The following is a 16,787-nucleotide window of genomic DNA, read 5'->3' as shown; positions in this document are numbered from 1 at the left end:
CGTGCCGAATGTCTGCGGCGTAGGCATGGCGAAGCTGTCGGGGTAGAGGCGGACACCTCACTACTTGATCGATTCTGTAGTGAACGTGGGAACCGCCTGCGGTCGCCCTTCCCGCCGGACAGCCAGTCCGGCGGCGGGCAGGTCCGTTGCCAACTGACGGCCGTCGGGCGGGGCGGAGGTCTCGTAGTAGTCCGAGCGCGCGAGAGGCGCGTACATGGCGAAGGAGACCAGCAAGTCAGCAGTAGACGTACTGGAAGGTCAGGAGGCCGTCGCCGGTGAATACCGACGAGCTTGACTCTGTTCTGTTCAAGGCGGAGCGCAGGGTACTGAAGATCCAGACCAAACTGCACTGTTGGGCCCGTGATGACCCTTATCGCAGGTTCGATGATCTGTTCAACCTCGTCGCCGATCCCGCGTTCCTTCTGGTCGCGTGGGACCGGGTGCGGGGCAACAAGGGAGCCCGCACGGCCGGAGTGGACGGGCGCACGGCCCGCTCTATCGAGGCCGGGCAAGGCATCGGGGACTTCCTCGACGGACTGCGGTCGCAGGTCAAGGACCGCAGTTTCTGCCCGCTGCCGGTGCGGGAGCGGATGATCCCGAAGGCGGGTGGCAAATTGCGCCGCCTGGCGATCGCCACCGTTGCCGACCGGGTGGTGCAGGCTTCCTTGAAGCTGGTGCTGGAGCCGATCTACGAAGCGGATTTCCACCCGTGCTCCTACGGGTTCCGCCCGAACCGTCGCGCTCACGACGCCGTGGCCGAGGTTCGCTACTTCGCGTCCCGCTCTTACGAGTGGGTCGTCGAGGGCGACATCACGGCCTGCTTCGACGAGATCTCGCACACGGCCCTGATGGACAGGGTGCGCGAACGAGTCGGCGACAAGCGCGTCCTGGCACTGGTGAAGGCGTTCCTCAAGGCAGGCATCCTCGGCGAGGACCGCATGCTGCGGGAGAATCGCGCCGGAACCCCGCAGGGTTCGATCCTTTCGCCGCTGCTGAGCAATGTGGCCCTGACGGTCCTGGACGAGCACATCGCCCAAGGACCCGGCGGGCCCGCGTCCAGCCAGACGGAAAGGGCCAAGCGCCGCCGTCACCGCCTGCCCAACTACCGGCTCGTCCGCTACGCGGACGACTGGTGCTTGATGGTGTCGGGCACGAAGGATGACGCCGAAGCTCTCCGGGAGGAGATCGCAGAAGTCTTGTCCGGGATGGGCCTGCGCCTGTCACCGGAGAAGACCCTGATCACCCACATCGACAAGGGCCTCGACTTTCTCGGTTGGCGCATCCAGCGTCACCGGAAGCGGGGCAGCAACCGGTACTTCATCTACACCTATCCGTCCGGCAAGGCCGTCAAGGCCATGACGGGCAAGGTCAGGACGATGTGCCGGACGACGGACACGAGCCAGCCGCTCGACGCCCTGCTGCGTCAGCTCAACCCGGCGCTCAAGGGCTGGTGCGTCTACTTCCGGCCCGGCGTGCCCAGCGCAACCTTCGGCTACCTGAGCTACTACACGTGGCGTCAGGTCGGGAGCTGGTTGCGCCGCAAACACGGCCGGGCCACCTGGAAAGACCTCCGCCGCCGCTACTGCGACGGCGGATGGTGGCCGGCCTCGGAGGAAAGGCCGCTGTTCAACCCCGCGAGGGCAACCACCACGCGTTACCGCTACCGGGGAACAGCCATCCCGACTCCATGGCCCAGCCTGGAATGAGGACAACACACGCGTCCTGCACAGGACTTGTGGAACGCCCGGTGCTCGGAGACGGGCATGCCGGGTGCGGGAAGCGGTCCGGGGAAACGGGCCGGTCGACAAGACCGGAACCGCGCCCCGGATCGACTTCACCGTCCACAAAGCCGCCGACCTGAGGTAATGGGCCGCAGCCCGGGACTGGCTCACCATCTACTACCTGCCGCCCTGCGCACCCGACCTCAACCCCGTCGAAGGAATCTGGTCCTTCCTGCGGCGCGGCTGGCTCTCCAACGCTGCCTTCACCACCCCCGGACACCTCATCCAGCGCATCCGACGCGGACTACGGCACATCCAGTACCGCAGCCACCTCATAGACGGCGGCTGTCTCCGAAACCGGCCTGACCATCAGACCCACCTGAACAGCAGCACGACATCACGAGTTCAACCTCAGTAGTAGTGCTTGGTCAGGTTGGTGTGGCTGCGTTCTGGTAGCTCTTGATGGTTTGTGAGCCGGTTTAGGATTTTTATGAAAGAAGGATTTCCGAAAGGGGGAATGGGGAGGCGTTTACTTATTTCGTGAGGGCTATTCGGTTGCTGCTACTGCCGTACGGAAGAAAAGCTGAGGTCAGTAATGGCCTGCTTGTAACCAGAGTCAGTATAAGCGTCTCCTGGTGCCTTCGGTGCGGCCGTGATCCAGACCAATACATAACGCGTTTTAGTCGGTTTCTCGGCTTTCAGATGCGCCCACCTATCACTCGTTCTCTGGGTCGCGAAGGGCTTCAGAGATTCCACGGCTTTGCTCGGTGACATGCTGTCCTCCGCGTACAGTGAAACCGCTGTGTGGTCGCCGGCGTAGAGCATCGTTATGGAAGCGCTGGAAATATTCTGATCCGAGCCGAGGTCGTAGATGATGCCGAAGCCCTTTTTGTAGGGTGCGAGTACCGGGCCGTCCACAAATGTCTTGGAGCGCCAGTAGGTGGAGCTTTTTCCGTCGTACGTCTTGCCGACATCACCGGGTGCCTGCGGGGTTCCGTCCGGCGCGTACTCCTGCGCACCTTTGATTTCGACCGGCATGGCCGCCTTCGGCTTGTCGTCCTCGTTAGTGGTCGGTGTCTGTTCCTGTCTACCTGAGTCCCCGTTACGGTGCAGCAGTGCGTCGGCGAGCTGCCAGCTGCCCAGTCCCAGTGCGGCGATGAGCAGGGCGGAGACCGCCCACTTCAGGGCCTTTCCGGTGCGGCTCTGCAGCGGTGCCGGTGGGACGGGGACGGGCGCGGTTGTGACGACACCGGGGCCCGTCGGCGGCCGTCGGTAGGTGCCCTGCTGGTAGGTGGTGCGCTGGTACTCAGGGGGTGCGGTGAAGACGGGCTCCGGCGGCCGGATGCGGGGCATCGCGGACACGGCCTTGGCCAGCTCGTCCGGGGTGGTGCACGGCTGTTCCTGCCGGGAGGCCGTGGCCCCGTCATTGACCAGGGCACGCATGGCGAGCTCGGAGAGACCACGGTGCACCCCGGCCCGCACCTGGTCGGGGGCGATCAGGCCCACACCCTTGGGCAGCCCGGACAGGCCGTAGGCATCGGTCTCGTACGGCCAGCGCTGGGTCAGCGCGGCGTAGAGCAGGGCTCCGATCGCCTCCGTGTCCGCCCGCTGAGGCCCGTCGGAGGTGATGCCCCGCAGGGCCGCGTTCACCGCAAGGCCACGGATCCGGTACTGGCCGGTCGAGCTTCGCAGCACCGCCCCCGGCGTCAGCCTCAGATGAGCGAGACCCTCACGGTGGGCCGCAGCCATGGCCTGGGAGACCTGGCTGACGAGCTGGTACGCGTCGTGCGCCTCCATCGGTCCGGCCGCCAGCAGGGAGGTCAGCTCGGTGGCGTCCGGAAGCCATTCGTGGACGACGTAGACGAGGTCGTCCTCCTCCACGGCGTCGAGCACCTGCACGAAACGCGGGTCGCCGAGCAGCGCGGCGGACCGGGCCGCCGCCAGCACGGAGCGCGCGCGGGGATGGTCGGCTGGAAGGACATGGACCCCCACCGCGCGGCGCAGCTTCTCGTCGACAGCGCGCCAGCTGCTGAATCCGTCCAGACGGGTGACGCACTCCTCAAGCCGGTAGCGTCTGGCGAGTTTGTGCCCGCTGTGCAGATCGGGGGTTGGCAGGGAGGACTCGGAACGGCTGTTCCTGCCGTCCGTGTCCTGCGACTTCGCGTCCGTCGAGTCCTGCGCTTCTGCCGTCCCGTCGGCCGTGGCCTCGTCCGCCTTGGCGGCCAGCAGTTCCTCACCGCTGTTGTCGGCCACGTCGACGGCAGCCGTGCTACGTTCCGCCACCGTCGTTCCTGCCTCCCCATCCGTTGCGCGATGCCAGCCAGCTCTGCACAGTCACGCCAATTGTGCCCACACTCCGGCGCTATGCACGACACGCCAGAGGCCGCGATGGTTGTGCACCAGGGTTCTCAGCGCCCGAGCCGCCCACGAACCATGCCGACCAGGCCGTTGATCTCCTCGATCCGCATCCGCTTGCCCGCGGCGACGAAGACGCCCAGGAGCACGGCCCCACCCAGGACCAGCGCGACGAGCGAACCGAGGGCGCCCTCGCCGAGGCCCATGAGAACGGCGAAGCCGATCCCGCCGCCGAGCACCGACGCCGGCACGGCAGCCAGGCACAGACGGGCGTAGGTGCGCACGACGTGCGCGCCGTCCAGATCGCCTCCCAGCCGGTTGCGCAGCCGCCGCCAGGCGACGCCCACACCGACGGCGTAGGCGAGCCCGTACGAGGCAGCCATGCCGACCACGGCCCACTGGGCGGGAAGGATCACGTAGCACAGGGCCGAGGCCGCGGCGTTTACCGCGGCGACGATCACCGTGTTGTAGAAGGGCGTGCGGGTGTCCTCGTAGGCGTAGAAGCCGCGCAGCACCACGTACTGCACGGAGTACGGGATCAGGCCGAGGCCGAACGCCATGAGGATGAAGCCCATGGAACGGGCGGCCTCGGTGCCGGCGGAGGAGTACAGCAGGGTGCACATCGGCAGACCGAGCGCGAGGAACAGGAACGCGACCGGCACGATGGCGACCGCCGAGTTCCGCAGCCCGTGGGAGATGTCGTCACGGACGGCGCCCGGGTCGTCGTCGTGGGCGGCGCGGGAGATGCGGGGCAGCAGGGCGGCCATGACCGACACGGTGATGATCGCCTGCGGCATGCCCCAGATCAGCTGGGCGTTGGAGTACGCGAGGAAGCCGGTGCCATCCTTGCCGGACAGCTTGCCCGCCGAGGTCGCGAGCTGAGTCACGACGATCACGCCCGCCTGGTTGGCCAGGACGAACAGGACGGTCCACTTGGCCAGCCTGACCGTCTTGCCGAGGCCGTGTCCCCGCCAGTCGAAGCGCGGGCGGAAGCGGAAACCGGCTTCGCGCAGATACGGGACCATGGCCAGGGCCTGGACGACCAGGCCGAGCAGCGTGCCGATGCCCAGGAGCCGGACGCCCTCCGGCGGGATCGTCTGGACGCCCATCTGGGATTCGGCGGAGGTGCCGTAGACCCAGATGAACATGCCGAACGTGAAGATCATGACGATGTTGTTGAGGACCGGGGTCCACATCATCGCGCCGAAACGGCCGCGGGCGTTGAGGATCTGGCCCATCACGACGTGGATGCCCATGAAGAAGATCGTGGGCAGGCAGTACCGGGCGAACGTCACGGCGACGCTGTTGGCCGCCGCGTCCCGGGCGATCGTCGGCGACATCATGTGGATCAGCCACGGAGCGGCGAGGACCACGAGCGCGACGATCACCCCGAGCGCGACCATCACCAGGGTCAGCAGGCGGTTGGCGTAGGCCTCGCCGCCGTCCTCGTCATCCTTCATGGAGCGGACGAGCTGCGGAACGAAGACCGAGTTCAGGCCGCCGCCCACGGTGAGGATGTAGATCATTGTCGGCAGGGTGTAGGCGATGGTGTAGCTGTCGCCGAGCAGGGCCGCGCCCAGTGCGGCGGTCATCACGAGCGTGCGGACGAAACCGGTGAGCCGGGACACGAGCGTCCCGGCGGCCATCAAGGCACTCGACTTCAGCAGCCCGGAGGCCCGGCCGCCGGACTTGCGCGGTGCGGGCGCCGGGGCCGGTTCGGGTTCGGCCGCGACGGGGGAAGCGCCCGCCGGCCCCGCCTGGTCGCGGTACAGATGCGCGAAGGCGTCCGGCTGCTCCCGGTCCTGGGGCGCCTGGCCGACGAGATCGTCCACCCCGACGAACTGGGTCGCCGCGGAGGCGTCGCCGTACGGCAGGTGGCGCGACGGGCCGTCGGGCTCGGGCGGAGGCGTTTGGGCCCAGACGCGCGGATCGGGAGCATACGGTGCCGGAGGAGGCTGCTGGTAGAGCGGCTGGGGCTGCGGATGGACGCCGGGCGGCGGCGGGGGGTGCGCGGCACGGTCGTACAGCGCCTCGTCCACCGGGTCCTGGGCGGACAGATCCTGGGCCCGGTAGGGGTCGTGGTCGTATACGGCCTGCAGGTACGGGTCGGGCACCGGCGGAACCCCGCCCGGGCCGGGCGGCACCGGGGGGCCGCCGGAGGACCCGGCTCCGCCCGTACCCCGACCGCGGTCACCGTCGTACGGCGCGTTCATCGAAACCCCACCTCATCGTCCCCGGCCGACCGGCCACGACAGACATCGCTCAACGTTCCACTTTCTCACCCGAGCCCGATGCCTCCCGACTGTCCGGACCGGTGTCCGGCGCAGGGTCACCCGGGTGCTCCGGTCCGCTGTCGCCGTTCCCGTCCGGTACGTCGCCGTTCCCGTCCGCGTCGGCGGCGTTGGCCCGCTTGCGCTGGGTGTACATCCTGATGCCGGCGAGGACGAGCAGCAGCAATCCGCCGGCGATCACGAGCAGCACGGTCGGGGTGAGCTCCGAGACCTTCACGGTGAAGGCCATCTCCTCGCCGTACGGGGTGCCGTCCTCGGTGTAGAGCTGGGCCGTCATCTGCACCTGGCCGTTGACGTTGGCCGCGGCGTCGAACTTCACCGACTGGCTGTGGCCGCCGGAGATCCGGATCGGCTGCTCCGCCACGGCTCCGTCGTCGTTCAGCCCGAGCCGGGTCGCGTTGTCCGACTTCAGGCGGAGAACCAGGTTCTCCACGCCCTGAACCAGCCGGTTCTGCACGGTCACGGGGATCGTGGCGCTACGGCCGGACAGGGTGACGTCCGACTTCGGGATGAGCTGAACCTCGCCGACGAGGCCCTGGAGATAGGAACGAACGGAGTCCCGGTACTGCTGGGCCTCCAGGGGCCTGCCGCGCCACGACGTCGACACGGACCGGTTCACCGCGTTGCCGAAGGGTGTGACCACCCGCTCGGGCTGGGTGAGGATGACCTGGAACTTGTTGAGCGAGACCTGGGTGGACTTGATGTCCTGGAACGCCTGGGTGGGCAGTTCCTGGTTGCGGAGCTTCTTCGGGTAGCGGGAGGAGCTGGGGACGGTGCTCGTGGCGTCCGCGTCGGGCCTCTCCTCGGCCGCGTCCACGAGCCCGAGGGGCCGGGTCCAGCGGTCGTCGTCGAGGGCGTGCAGGGCAGTGGCCATCGACTGGGCCTGGGCGACAGTCGGCATCCGCTGCGGCGCGATGACGATGCTGCGCTCCTCGTCCGTGTCCTGGTCGGTCAGGGCGAGGGTCTGGGCGAGGAACTTCTGCACGGCGAGGGTGGAGCTGCCAGCCTTGGACATGTCGCCCTCGAACGCGGTGGAGAGCCGGGCGTCGGCGACCACCGCGGTGGTGCCGCCGCCGATCGGGCGGGCCGCGGTCGGGGTGTACAACAGCCCGCCCGTCTCCTTGAGGCTGTCGCTGCGGGCGATCACGTTGTGGGCGCCGGCCGAGGTGGCGACATCGACGATCGCGGGATCGATCGCTCCGTCGACGGGCCAGGCGAAATCCGTCGACGGTTTCACGTGGAGGATGGTCTGCACGCTCGACGCCGCCACGTCCGTGGCGGTCTGCAGATGGCTGAGGGTGCCGGACACGTTCTTGCCGCGGTGGGCGATGGCCGCCAGGTCGGGGTCGGCGAACGGAAGCGCGACGACCTCGCCGTCGGACACCGCGGCCTCCAGGGCGGCGAGCCATTGCTTGGCGACGGCCTCGTTCTTCCCGGCGACGGTGGTGTCGCCGGACTTGACCCGGTAGCCCCGCGCCATCGCGTCGACACTGGCCAGCAGATCCGGATCGATGACCCAGGTCACCGGCAGCCGACTGCCCAGCGAGACCATCTGTTCGAGGCGCCCGCCGGGGGCGAGCTCGTCGGCCAGCGTGTCGTCGGCGAAGACCGGGGTCTGTTCGTCGTCGGTGCCGGTCTCGGCGGTGACGTGCGCGGACGCGATGAGCGGCCAGAGGTAGGTGATCTTCGTCCGGGAATCGCGTTCCTCCTCCTGCCACGGCAGGAAGGTGCGCTGGATCCCCAGCACCTGGTCGTACTGGGCTCGGGAGGTCTGCCCCGACAACGAGACACCGATCGGATACACGCCGTCGTCGCCGAGACCCAGTTTGCTGACCGGAACCGACAGCTCGAAATCCTGGCTGATCCCGGAGGGGAGCTTCGGGAGCTTCACCGTGTACTTGCCGCCGAGCGGGGCGGGATCGTTGCCCGGCACGTATCCGGAGCGCTTCGCGGCGTCGTCGATCGATGTCCGGCCGGCGATCCTCTGGCCCACCCGCAGATCGACCCTCGCGTCGGTGATCGTGGCCTTGCCCCTGTTCGTCACCGTGCCGGCGACGGTCAGCGTGTCCCCCTTCGCCGGGGCGCTGGGAGCCACGGTGTTCAAGGACACCTTCACGGTCTCGGACCCGGAGGGAGCCTTGGCCGGCACATCGGCAGGTGCTGCGGGCGCGGCGGACGCGGCCGGTCCGGCCAGCAGAGCCACGAGCAGAGGGGCCCCGGCGATGGACGCGGCTGTGCGCCGCAGCCACCGGCGGGCAGGAGAGGGACCGATCCCCTGATTGTCTGCCGCCTGGGCCACGCGCCTACCCGTCCCTCGTCGTAGTCAGATGGTGTCGATGGTTCTCGGTTGCTGCGTCCACGCATGGTAACGAGGTGCGCGGGCGCCGAGTGCTGCGGAGTGCGCTACAAGATCGGAAGAGTCTCGCAGGGCGGGCCGGAACCCGGACGACCAGGCCGGTCCGGGCACGTACCCTTTTCTGTTGTGTCGAACGCCAACGAAGACAGCTCCAGCGCCCTGACCCAGGTGCAGCATCGCGCAGTCAGTGAACTGCTGCGGGTGTCACCGGTCGCCGACGACCTCGCCCGCCGCTTTCAGGATGCCGGATTCAGTCTCGCTCTGGTCGGCGGTTCGGTCCGGGACGCCCTTCTCGGCAGGCTCGGGAACGACCTCGACTTCACGACCGACGCCCGCCCCGACGCCGTACTGAAGATCGTGCGGCCGTGGGCCGACTCGGTGTGGGAGGTCGGCATCGCCTTCGGCACGGTCGGCGCCCAGAAGGACGGCTACCAGATCGAGGTCACCACCTACCGGTCGGAGGCGTACGACAGGACCTCGCGCAAGCCCGAGGTGTCCTACGGCGACTCCATCGAGGACGACCTCGTCCGTCGCGACTTCACGGTCAACGCGATGGCCGTCGCGCTTCCGCAGAAGGAATTCATCGACCCCCATGGTGGGCTGGAGGACCTGGCTCAGCGGGTACTGCGCACACCCGGTACGCCCGAGGAGTCCTTCTCCGACGACCCGCTGCGGATGCTGCGTGCTGCCCGTTTCTCCGCGCAGCTGGATTTCGACGTGGCACCCGACGTGGTCACGGCGATGACGGAGATGGCCGGACGCATCGACATCGTCTCCGCCGAACGCGTCAGGGACGAGCTCAACAAGCTGCTGCTGTCCGCCAACCCCCGCAAGGGCCTGGCCCTGCTCGTCGACACGGGTCTGGCCCGGCACGTCCTGCCGGAGCTGCCCGCCCTGCGCCTGGAAAGTGACGAGCATCACCGCCACAAGGACGTCTACGAGCACTCGCTGACCGTCCTGGAGCAGGCGATAGACCTGGAACAGGACGGCCCCGACCTGGTCCTGCGGCTTGCCGCCCTCCTGCACGACATCGGCAAGCCGAGGACGAGGCGCTTCGAGAAGGACGGGCGCGTCTCGTTCCATCACCACGAGGTGGTGGGTGCCAAGATGACCCGGAAGCGGATGACCGCGCTCAAGTACTCCAACGAGATGGTCAAGGACGTCTCGAAGCTCGTGGAGCTCCATCTGCGCTTCCATGGCTACGGCGACGGCGAGTGGACCGACTCCGCGGTGCGCCGGTACGTACGCGATGCGGGGCCGCTGCTGGAGCGGCTGCACAAGCTGACCCGTTCGGACTGCACCACGCGGAACAAGCGCAAGGCCGCTGCCCTGTCCCGGACCTACGACGGCCTCGAGGAGCGCATCGCGGAGTTGCAGCAGCAGGAGGAGCTGGACGCCATCCGGCCCGATCTGGACGGCAACGAGATCATGACCACCCTGGGCATCGGCCCCGGGCCGATGGTCGGCAGGGCCTACGCCTTCCTGCTGGAGCTGCGGCTGGAGCACGGCCCGCTGGGACACGACGCCGCGGTCGGCAAGCTCAAGGAGTGGTGGGCCGCCCAGGGCTGAACGCCGGGCTCCTGCCCGGTAGGGGTGTTTCGGGCAGCGGGAGACGAAAGTGCGGTCGCCGTCGCGTTTCACGTGAAACGCGACGGCAACCGACAGAGGGGTGCTGTTTCACGTGAAACGGCACCCCTTGCCTTTACCGGCCGCTTCGGGGCGCGTTGTCGGTGTGTCTCCACCGGAGCAGCAGCACGCCGGTGACGGCATACAGTGCCGCCGCTCCGATCACCACGGGGGCCGACCGCCCGTCGGGTGGCAGCAGCGCGGCGGAGACCGCGGCGGCTCCGACGAATGCCACGTTGAACAGCACGTCGTAGAGGGAGAAGACCCGCCCACGGAAGGCATCGTCCACCGAGGTCTGTACCACCGTGTCCGTCGTGATCTTCGCTCCCTGAGTCACGAGCCCGAGGACGAACGCGGCGACGAGCATCGGTACGGGGAGGAACCACAACCCCAGCGCGGGTTCGAGAACGGCGGCCGCCGCGCACATCGCCATCCAGCGGAACCGTCCGAGCCGTCCCGCCGCCCAGGGCGTCACCACCGCCGCGGCGAAGAACCCCGCGCCGGACACGGCCACCGCCAGTCCGAGCAGGGCGAGCCCTTCGGAGTCGCTGCTGGACCAGGCGTACCGGCACAGCATCAGCACCATCACGGTCAGCGCGCCGTAGCAGAAGCGGATCACGGTCATGGCGGCCAGTGCCCGGGCGGCATGCCTCCGCTCCGACAGATGACGCAGCCCCTCGACGAGCCCACGAGCCGTGACGGCCATCGCCGTTCGCAGTCGGACCCGGTGCTCGTCCCGGTCCGGTCCGAGGAGCCGGGTGGCCAGACTCAGAGACGTCAGGGCCGAGGCGAGATAGAGCGCGGCGCCCAGCAGTACCACCGCCGCGTCGGAGTCGGCGAGTGCCAGTCGCACGACGAAGGCGAGGCCACCGCCCGCCGTGGCCGCGAGCGTGCCCGCGGTCGGTGAGAGCGAGTTGGCCAGGATCAGCCGCTCGCTGTCGACGACTCGCGGCAGTGCGGCAGAGAGCCCGGCCAGTACGAACCGGTTGACCGCGGTGACGCAGAGCGCGGAGGTGTAGAAGAGCCAATCCGGTGCCGAGCCGAGGATCAGGAATGCGGTGCAGCAGGCGAGCGCGGCGCGCAGCACGTTGCCGTACAGAAAGACCTGGCGGCGCGGCCAGCGGTCCAGCAGGACGCCGGCAAAGGGGCCGACGAGCGAGTAGGGCAGCAGCAGGACGGCCATCGCGGAGGCGATGGCGGTCGCCGATGCCTGGCTCTCGGGGGAGAAGACGACGTATGACGCCAGCGCGACCTGGTAGACGCCGTCGGCCGACTGGGAGAGTAGCCGTACGGCGAGTAGACGACGGAAGTTCCGAAGGCGCAGGAGTACGCGCAGATCACCTACGACTGGCATGCGATCAAGGGTCACATATGTTGAGGGTCCCCGGGCGGAATGCCCGGGGACCCTCAACGGTGCGGAACGAGAGGCACGTTGCCGCTCCTCAGCAGACCGCGCTGACGCGCCGTGTCCGGTCGCGTCAGTTGGAGACCTCGCCCCTGATGAACTTCTCGACGTTCTCGCGGGCCTCGTCGTCGAAGTACTGGACCGGCGGGGACTTCATGAAGTAGGAGGACGCCGAGAGGATCGGGCCGCCGATTCCGCGGTCCTTGGCGATCTTCGCGGCGCGGAGCGCGTCGATGATGACACCCGCGGAGTTCGGCGAGTCCCAGACCTCGAGCTTGTACTCGAGGTTCAGCGGAACGTCGCCGAAGGCCCGGCCCTCAAGGCGCACGTACGCCCACTTGCGGTCGTCCAGCCAGGCCACGTAGTCCGACGGGCCGATGTGGACGTTGTTCTCGCCCAGCTCGCGGTCACGGATCTGCGAGGTGACCGCCTGGGTCTTGGAGATCTTCTTGGACTCCAGGCGCTCACGCTCGAGCATGTTCTTGAAGTCCATGTTGCCGCCGACGTTCAGCTGCATCGTGCGGTCCAGGATGACGCCCCGGTCCTCGAAGAGCTTCGCCATCACGCGGTGCGTGATGGTGGCGCCGACCTGGGACTTGATGTCGTCGCCGACGATCGGGACACCGGCCTCGGTGAACTTGTCCGCCCACTCCTTGGTGCCGGCGATGAAGACCGGGAGGGCGTTGACGAACGCGACCTTGGCGTCGATGGCGCACTGGGCGTAGAACTTCGCCGCGGCCTCGGAGCCGACCGGCAGGTAGCAGACGAGAACGTCGACCTCGTGGTCCTTGAGGACCTGGACCACGTCGACCGCGTCCTCGGACGACTCCTCGATGGTCTGGCGGTAGTACTTGCCCAGACCATCGAGGGTGTGGCCGCGCTGGACGGTGACACCGGTGCTCGGCACATCGCACAGCTTGATGGTGTTGTTCTCGCTGGCACCAATGGCGTCCGCGAGGTCGAGTCCGACCTTCTTCGCGTCGACGTCGAAGGCGGCGACGAACTCGACGTCCCGCACGTGGTAGTCGCCGAACTGGACGTGCATCAGGCCGGGCACCTTGCCGGCCGGGTCGGCGTCCTTGTAGTACTCGACGCCCTGGACCAGCGAGGCGGCGCAGTTGCCCACGCCGACGATGGCTACGCGAACCGAACCCATTCCGGTTGCTCCCTGTGTGTAATGGTTGTTCCCGATGAGGCCCCGCGGATCTGCGGGGACCTCACTGTGAGGTGTCGTCGGACGGATCCGGCCGGGTGTCACCCCGGTGCCGGGGCAGGCCGTCCGGCTCTCCTGCGGTGTCCTGCTGAGCGTCGCCCCCGGGCGAGGATCGTCGCTGATCCCGTCCCGACCGCTCGCTCTCGATGAGCTCGTTCAGCCAGCGCACTTCGCGCTCCACGGACTCCATGCCGTGTCGCTGCAGCTCAAGCGTGTAGTCGTCGAGGCGCTCGCGCGTGCGGGCCAGAGAGGCGCGCATCTTCTCCAGGCGCTCCTCCAGCCGACTGCGCCGTCCTTCCAGCACTCGCATCCGCACCTCGCGCTCCGTCTGCCCGAAGAAGGCGAAGCGGGCCGCGAAGTGCTCGTCCTCCCAGGAATCGGGGCCGGTGTGCGAGAGCAGTTCCTCGAAGTGCTCCTTACCTTCCGCCGTGAGCCGGTAGACGATCTTGGCCCGGCGCCCGGCCAACGAGGAGGCGGGGGCGACCGGACGCCCGACCGAGGGCGGGAGATCGGCCGGGGCGCCCCCCGGCTCCTCGATCAACCAGCCGTTGGCGACCAGCGTCTTGAGGCAGGGATAGAGCGTGCCGTAGCTGAAGGCGCGGAAGATCCCCAACGAAGTGTTGAGACGTTTGCGTAGCTCGTACCCGTGCATAGGGGATTCGCGGAGCAGACCGAGAACGGCGAATTCGAGGATGCCCGAGCGCCTGCTCATCTTCGCCTCCTTCTGCTTCTCCGGTGCTTCCGCGGAGCCCTGTGCCGGGTTGATGTACCGAGCTGATGTATCGACTCGATACATCACGACGATAGATCGGCCTCTGCGTCGCGACAAGGGTGGGCATGGTGAACGGCGTCACATCGCGAATTCGTAGGCACCGACTTGCGTTGTTTGAGGTGAAGTTCGGTCCTAGGAGGGTTTTGACCGTGCGTAGTCTGTGCGGCATGCAGACCACCGGTGACCGCGAGACGCCCGCGCGCGTCCGTCATGACGGCCCAGCCGGACGCATGGTGGACGAGCTCGTCGCCGGGCTGGTCCGTAAGTCGGGGGACCGGATCTCAACTGCCGCTTCCAGGCGTTCTCGCCTGCCCGAGGAGTAGTCGTTCCATGAGCGAGCACCGTCGCAAACCGCCGCAACCGCAGGGCGGAGGGCGTGCAGCGGCCAGACGAGCCGCCCAGCAGTCCTCCGGACGCCGAGCCGCTCCGTCACGCGGAGTGACGTCGGAGTCATCTTCCGATGCGCACGGCGGGGGCAGCCCGTACGGCGGCCGTGCCGCGGCCAGACGAGCCGCCCAGCGTAGCGGGGGCCGCCGTCGCGGGACCGGTGGGAACGGCGGGCACGAGGGGCCGGGCCGGGGGCGCGGCCGGGCCGGTCAGCGTCCGGTGAAGAAGCGGTTCATCGACTACCCGCGCGCCGGGAAGTCCGGGGTGGGCCGCTGGGTGCCGTCGTGGAAGCTGGCATCCGGACTGTGTCTCGGCTTTTTCGGCCTGGTCCTGGGTCTCGGCGGCGTCGCCTACGCGATGGTCGGCCTGCCCAACGTGAAGGATGCCGCGAAGGCGCAGAACAACGTCTACTTCTGGGACGACAACACCCAGATGGTCGCCACAGGCGGCGAGGTCAACCGTCAGGAGATCAGCTACGAGCAGATCCCCGAGGCCATGCGGAACGCGGTCATCTCGGCCGAGAACAAGTCGTTCGACGACGACTGGGGCATCGACCCCATGGGCATCGCCCGCGCCTTGTTCAACATGGCCACCGGCGGCCAGGTGCAGGGTGGTTCGACGATCACCCAGCAGTACGTGAAGAACTCGCGCCTGTCCCAGGAACAGACCCTGAGCCGGAAGTTCGAGGAACTCTTCATCACGCTCAAGGTCGCCAACGAGATGGACAAGAGGGACGTCATGACCGGCTACCTCAATGTCTCCTACTACGGGCGGGGCGCGTCGGGGATCCAGGCGGCGGCCCGTACGTACTACGGCAAGGACGCCACGGACCTGAACGCGAGCCAGTGCGCGTTCCTCGCCACGCTGCTCAAGGGCGCGACCTACTACGACCCGGCCGGTGCCACCGAGATCGACGAGCGGGCGACCAAGAAGGACAACACCGAGCGGGCCAAGAAGCGCTGGAAGTGGATCCTCGACGAGGAGGTGAAGGACGGACGGCTCTCGGCGGCGGAACGCGCCAAGTACACCGAGTTCCCGATGCCCGACCCTCCGCGGAAGGACGCCCAGCTGGGCGGTCAGGTCGGTTACCTGGTCGACCTGGCCAAGAACTACTTCCTCAACAACAACAAGGACGGCGTCACGGCGGAGATGCTCGCCCAGGGTGGCTACGAGATCCACACCACCTTCAACCGGAAGCAGGTCGAGCAGCTCGAAGCCGCCGTCAAGAAGGTCTACGACAGCAAGATCAAACCAGATCGGCGCCCCAAGACGGACACCCACGTCCAGTTCGGCGGCGGGTCGGTGGAGCCCGGGACCGGCGCCATCAAGGCGATCTACGGCGGTCAGGACGCGACCAAGCACTTCACCAACAACGCCGACCCCACGGGTGCGCAGGTCGGTTCGACCTTCAAGCCGTTCGTGCTGGCGGCGGCGATGGAGTACGGCAAGCGCGACCCCTCGCTCGGCGAGGACCAAGGTCTGTCGGATCGCCAAAAGGTCTCCCCGCTGAGCATCTACAACGCCGACCACAACCTGAAGATCAAGAGGTACAACGGTCAGATCTGGACCGACGAGGACGGCAAGCAGTGGCTGCAGGCCAACGACGGCGAGGAGTCGCGGGGAAACATCACCCTCCGCGAGGCGATGCAGTGGTCCGCCAACTCCCCGTACGTGCAGCTCGGCATGGACGTCGGCACCGACAAGGTGAAGGAAGTCGCCATCGCCGCCGGGCTCAAGGACGACAACAACATGGCCGACTGGCACGTGCCGTCGTTCTCCATCGGCACGTCCTCGCCCAGCGCGATCCGCATGGCCGGCGCGTACGCGACCTTCGCGGCCAATGGCCAGCAGCGCGAGCCCTTCTCCGTGACCGAGGCGAAGTACCGGGGCGAGACCATCTACCGGCACGAGGACGCGCCCAAGCGCGCCTTCGACAACGCGATCGCCGACAACGTCACCGACGTCCTGAAGAACGTCGTCGAGCACGGGACCGGTACCCCCGCGAAGCTTCCCGGCCGTGACGTGGCGGGCAAGACGGGTACGACGGACGGCAACAAGTCGGCCTGGTTCGTCGGCTACACCCCGCAGCTGTCGACGGCCATCAGCATGTACCGGCTGGACGACGACGAGAACAACAAGAACCGCAAGTTCGAGGAGATGTACGGCACGGGCGGCGAGAAGTCGATCCACGGTGCCTCGTTCCCGGCCCAGATCTGGCACGACTACATGGCGGAGGCGATGCGCGGCAAGCCTGCCAAGTCCTTCCCGGAGCCGACGCCGATCGGCGAGAAGGTCTACGGCGGTGGTGCGCAGAGCCCGACCCCGACGCCCACGGTCGATACGAAGCCCACGCAGGAGGAGGAGCCCTCCGAGGAGACCACGCCGACCACGTCCCCGCCGCAGCCCGGTCCCACCGAGACCTGCAGCGCATGGGACTGGCCCTGCCAGAACAACAACGGCGGAACCAACAACGGTGGCCCGAACGGCGGAGACGGCGGCGGTCCCCACACCAGCCCCCCGATGACCGAACCGCCGGGCGGCGACAACGGCAACGACAACGGCAACGGGCACGGGGGGCCCGGCGGCTGGCTCGGCGGTCCGGCCGGATGACGCCCGCCTGATCCACCGGACCGTCCCACGAGGGCCGCTCGCGCCACGCGG

The 16,787-nt window shown here is 68.0% G+C and carries 11 protein-coding genes and 1 pseudogene; 5 read left to right on the top strand and 7 right to left on the bottom strand.

Annotated features, from left to right (window positions below; translation table 11 throughout):
- Positions 1-60 precede the first annotated feature (60 nt).
- Complete coding sequence (locus tag AB0E67_RS25555) at positions 61-234, bottom strand: hypothetical protein (protein ID WP_362030861.1); 174 nt, start codon at positions 232-234, stop codon at positions 61-63.
- A 41-nt stretch (positions 235-275) separates the two neighbouring features.
- Here AB0E67_RS25555 and ltrA point away from each other — a divergent pair, with 41 nt between their 5' ends.
- Together ltrA and AB0E67_RS25545 are read left to right on the top strand one after the other, a co-directional pair.
- Complete coding sequence (gene ltrA, locus AB0E67_RS25550) at positions 276-1,706, top strand: group II intron reverse transcriptase/maturase (RefSeq protein ID WP_362030859.1); 1,431 nt, start codon at positions 276-278, stop codon at positions 1,704-1,706.
- 133 nt (positions 1,707-1,839) lie between these two features.
- Positions 1,840-2,104, top strand: a pseudogene (locus AB0E67_RS25545) (transposase); the annotation flags it as partial.
- 178 nt (positions 2,105-2,282) lie between these two features.
- On the opposite strand, the gene AB0E67_RS25540 reads toward AB0E67_RS25545, so the two are convergent.
- The 3 genes from AB0E67_RS25540 to AB0E67_RS25530 form a co-directional block, all read right to left on the bottom strand.
- Positions 2,283-4,004 (bottom strand): protein kinase family protein, encoded by a 1,722-nt coding sequence (locus tag AB0E67_RS25540; protein WP_362030857.1) that lies wholly within the window; start codon positions 4,002-4,004, stop codon positions 2,283-2,285.
- 125 nt (positions 4,005-4,129) lie between these two features.
- On the bottom strand, positions 4,130-6,289 hold the full coding sequence (murJ, locus tag AB0E67_RS25535) for a murein biosynthesis integral membrane protein MurJ (RefSeq protein WP_362030855.1): 2,160 nt from the start codon (positions 6,287-6,289) through the stop codon (positions 4,130-4,132).
- A 49-nt stretch (positions 6,290-6,338) separates the two neighbouring features.
- Entirely contained in the window at positions 6,339-8,666 is a 2,328-nt protein-coding gene (locus AB0E67_RS25530) for a DUF6049 family protein (RefSeq protein ID WP_362030853.1), read from the bottom strand.
- Between the two features lie 183 nt (positions 8,667-8,849).
- Here AB0E67_RS25530 and AB0E67_RS25525 point away from each other — a divergent pair, with 183 nt between their 5' ends.
- Positions 8,850-10,292 carry a CCA tRNA nucleotidyltransferase gene (locus AB0E67_RS25525; protein ID WP_362030851.1) on the top strand — a complete coding sequence of 481 codons (1,443 nt, stop codon included), beginning with the start codon at positions 8,850-8,852 and terminating at the stop codon, positions 10,290-10,292.
- A gap of 133 nt (positions 10,293-10,425) precedes the next feature.
- On the opposite strand, the gene AB0E67_RS25520 is transcribed toward AB0E67_RS25525, so the two are convergent.
- From AB0E67_RS25520 to AB0E67_RS25510, 3 genes are all read right to left on the bottom strand, one after another.
- Positions 10,426-11,703: an MFS transporter gene (locus tag AB0E67_RS25520; RefSeq protein WP_362030849.1), complete on the bottom strand. Its 1,278-nt coding sequence runs from the start codon at positions 11,701-11,703 to the stop codon at positions 10,426-10,428.
- 124 nt (positions 11,704-11,827) lie between these two features.
- Positions 11,828-12,910, bottom strand: a complete 1,083-nt coding sequence (locus tag AB0E67_RS25515) for an inositol-3-phosphate synthase (RefSeq protein ID WP_362030847.1) — start codon at positions 12,908-12,910, stop codon at positions 11,828-11,830.
- Between the two features lie 61 nt (positions 12,911-12,971).
- Positions 12,972-13,679, bottom strand: a complete 708-nt coding sequence (locus AB0E67_RS25510) for a helix-turn-helix transcriptional regulator (RefSeq protein ID WP_351525716.1) — start codon at positions 13,677-13,679, stop codon at positions 12,972-12,974.
- Positions 13,680-13,906: 227 nt separating this feature from the next.
- On the opposite strand from AB0E67_RS25510, the gene AB0E67_RS25505 reads away from it, so the two are divergent.
- Both AB0E67_RS25505 and AB0E67_RS25500 read left to right on the top strand, forming a co-directional pair.
- Positions 13,907-14,062 (top strand): hypothetical protein, encoded by a 156-nt coding sequence (locus tag AB0E67_RS25505; protein ID WP_158072100.1) that lies wholly within the window; start codon positions 13,907-13,909, stop codon positions 14,060-14,062.
- A 7-nt stretch (positions 14,063-14,069) separates the two neighbouring features.
- Positions 14,070-16,736 (top strand): transglycosylase domain-containing protein, encoded by a 2,667-nt coding sequence (locus AB0E67_RS25500; RefSeq protein ID WP_362030845.1) that lies wholly within the window; start codon positions 14,070-14,072, stop codon positions 16,734-16,736.
- Positions 16,737-16,787 lie beyond the last annotated feature (51 nt).

Source organism: Streptomyces sp. NPDC032161 (genome assembly GCF_040636995.1).
Taxonomy (GTDB): domain Bacteria; phylum Actinomycetota; class Actinomycetes; order Streptomycetales; family Streptomycetaceae; genus Streptomyces.
This window is presented reverse-complemented; position numbering and strand designations above follow the sequence as displayed.

Bases quoted from the DNA above. Each gene is read 5' to 3' on its own strand.
- murJ (WP_362030855.1), bottom strand. From the start codon at position 6,289: ATGAACGCGCCGTACGACGGTGACCGCGGTCGGGGTACGGGCGGAGCC.
- AB0E67_RS25500 (WP_362030845.1), top strand. From the start codon at position 14,070: ATGAGCGAGCACCGTCGCAAACCGCCGCAACCGCAGGGCGGAGGGCGT.
- AB0E67_RS25515 (WP_362030847.1), bottom strand. From the start codon at position 12,910: ATGGGTTCGGTTCGCGTAGCCATCGTCGGCGTGGGCAACTGCGCCGCC.
- AB0E67_RS25505 (WP_158072100.1), top strand. From the start codon at position 13,907: ATGCAGACCACCGGTGACCGCGAGACGCCCGCGCGCGTCCGTCATGAC.
- AB0E67_RS25520 (WP_362030849.1), bottom strand. From the start codon at position 11,703: ATGCCAGTCGTAGGTGATCTGCGCGTACTCCTGCGCCTTCGGAACTTC.
- AB0E67_RS25510 (WP_351525716.1), bottom strand. From the start codon at position 13,679: ATGAGCAGGCGCTCGGGCATCCTCGAATTCGCCGTTCTCGGTCTGCTC.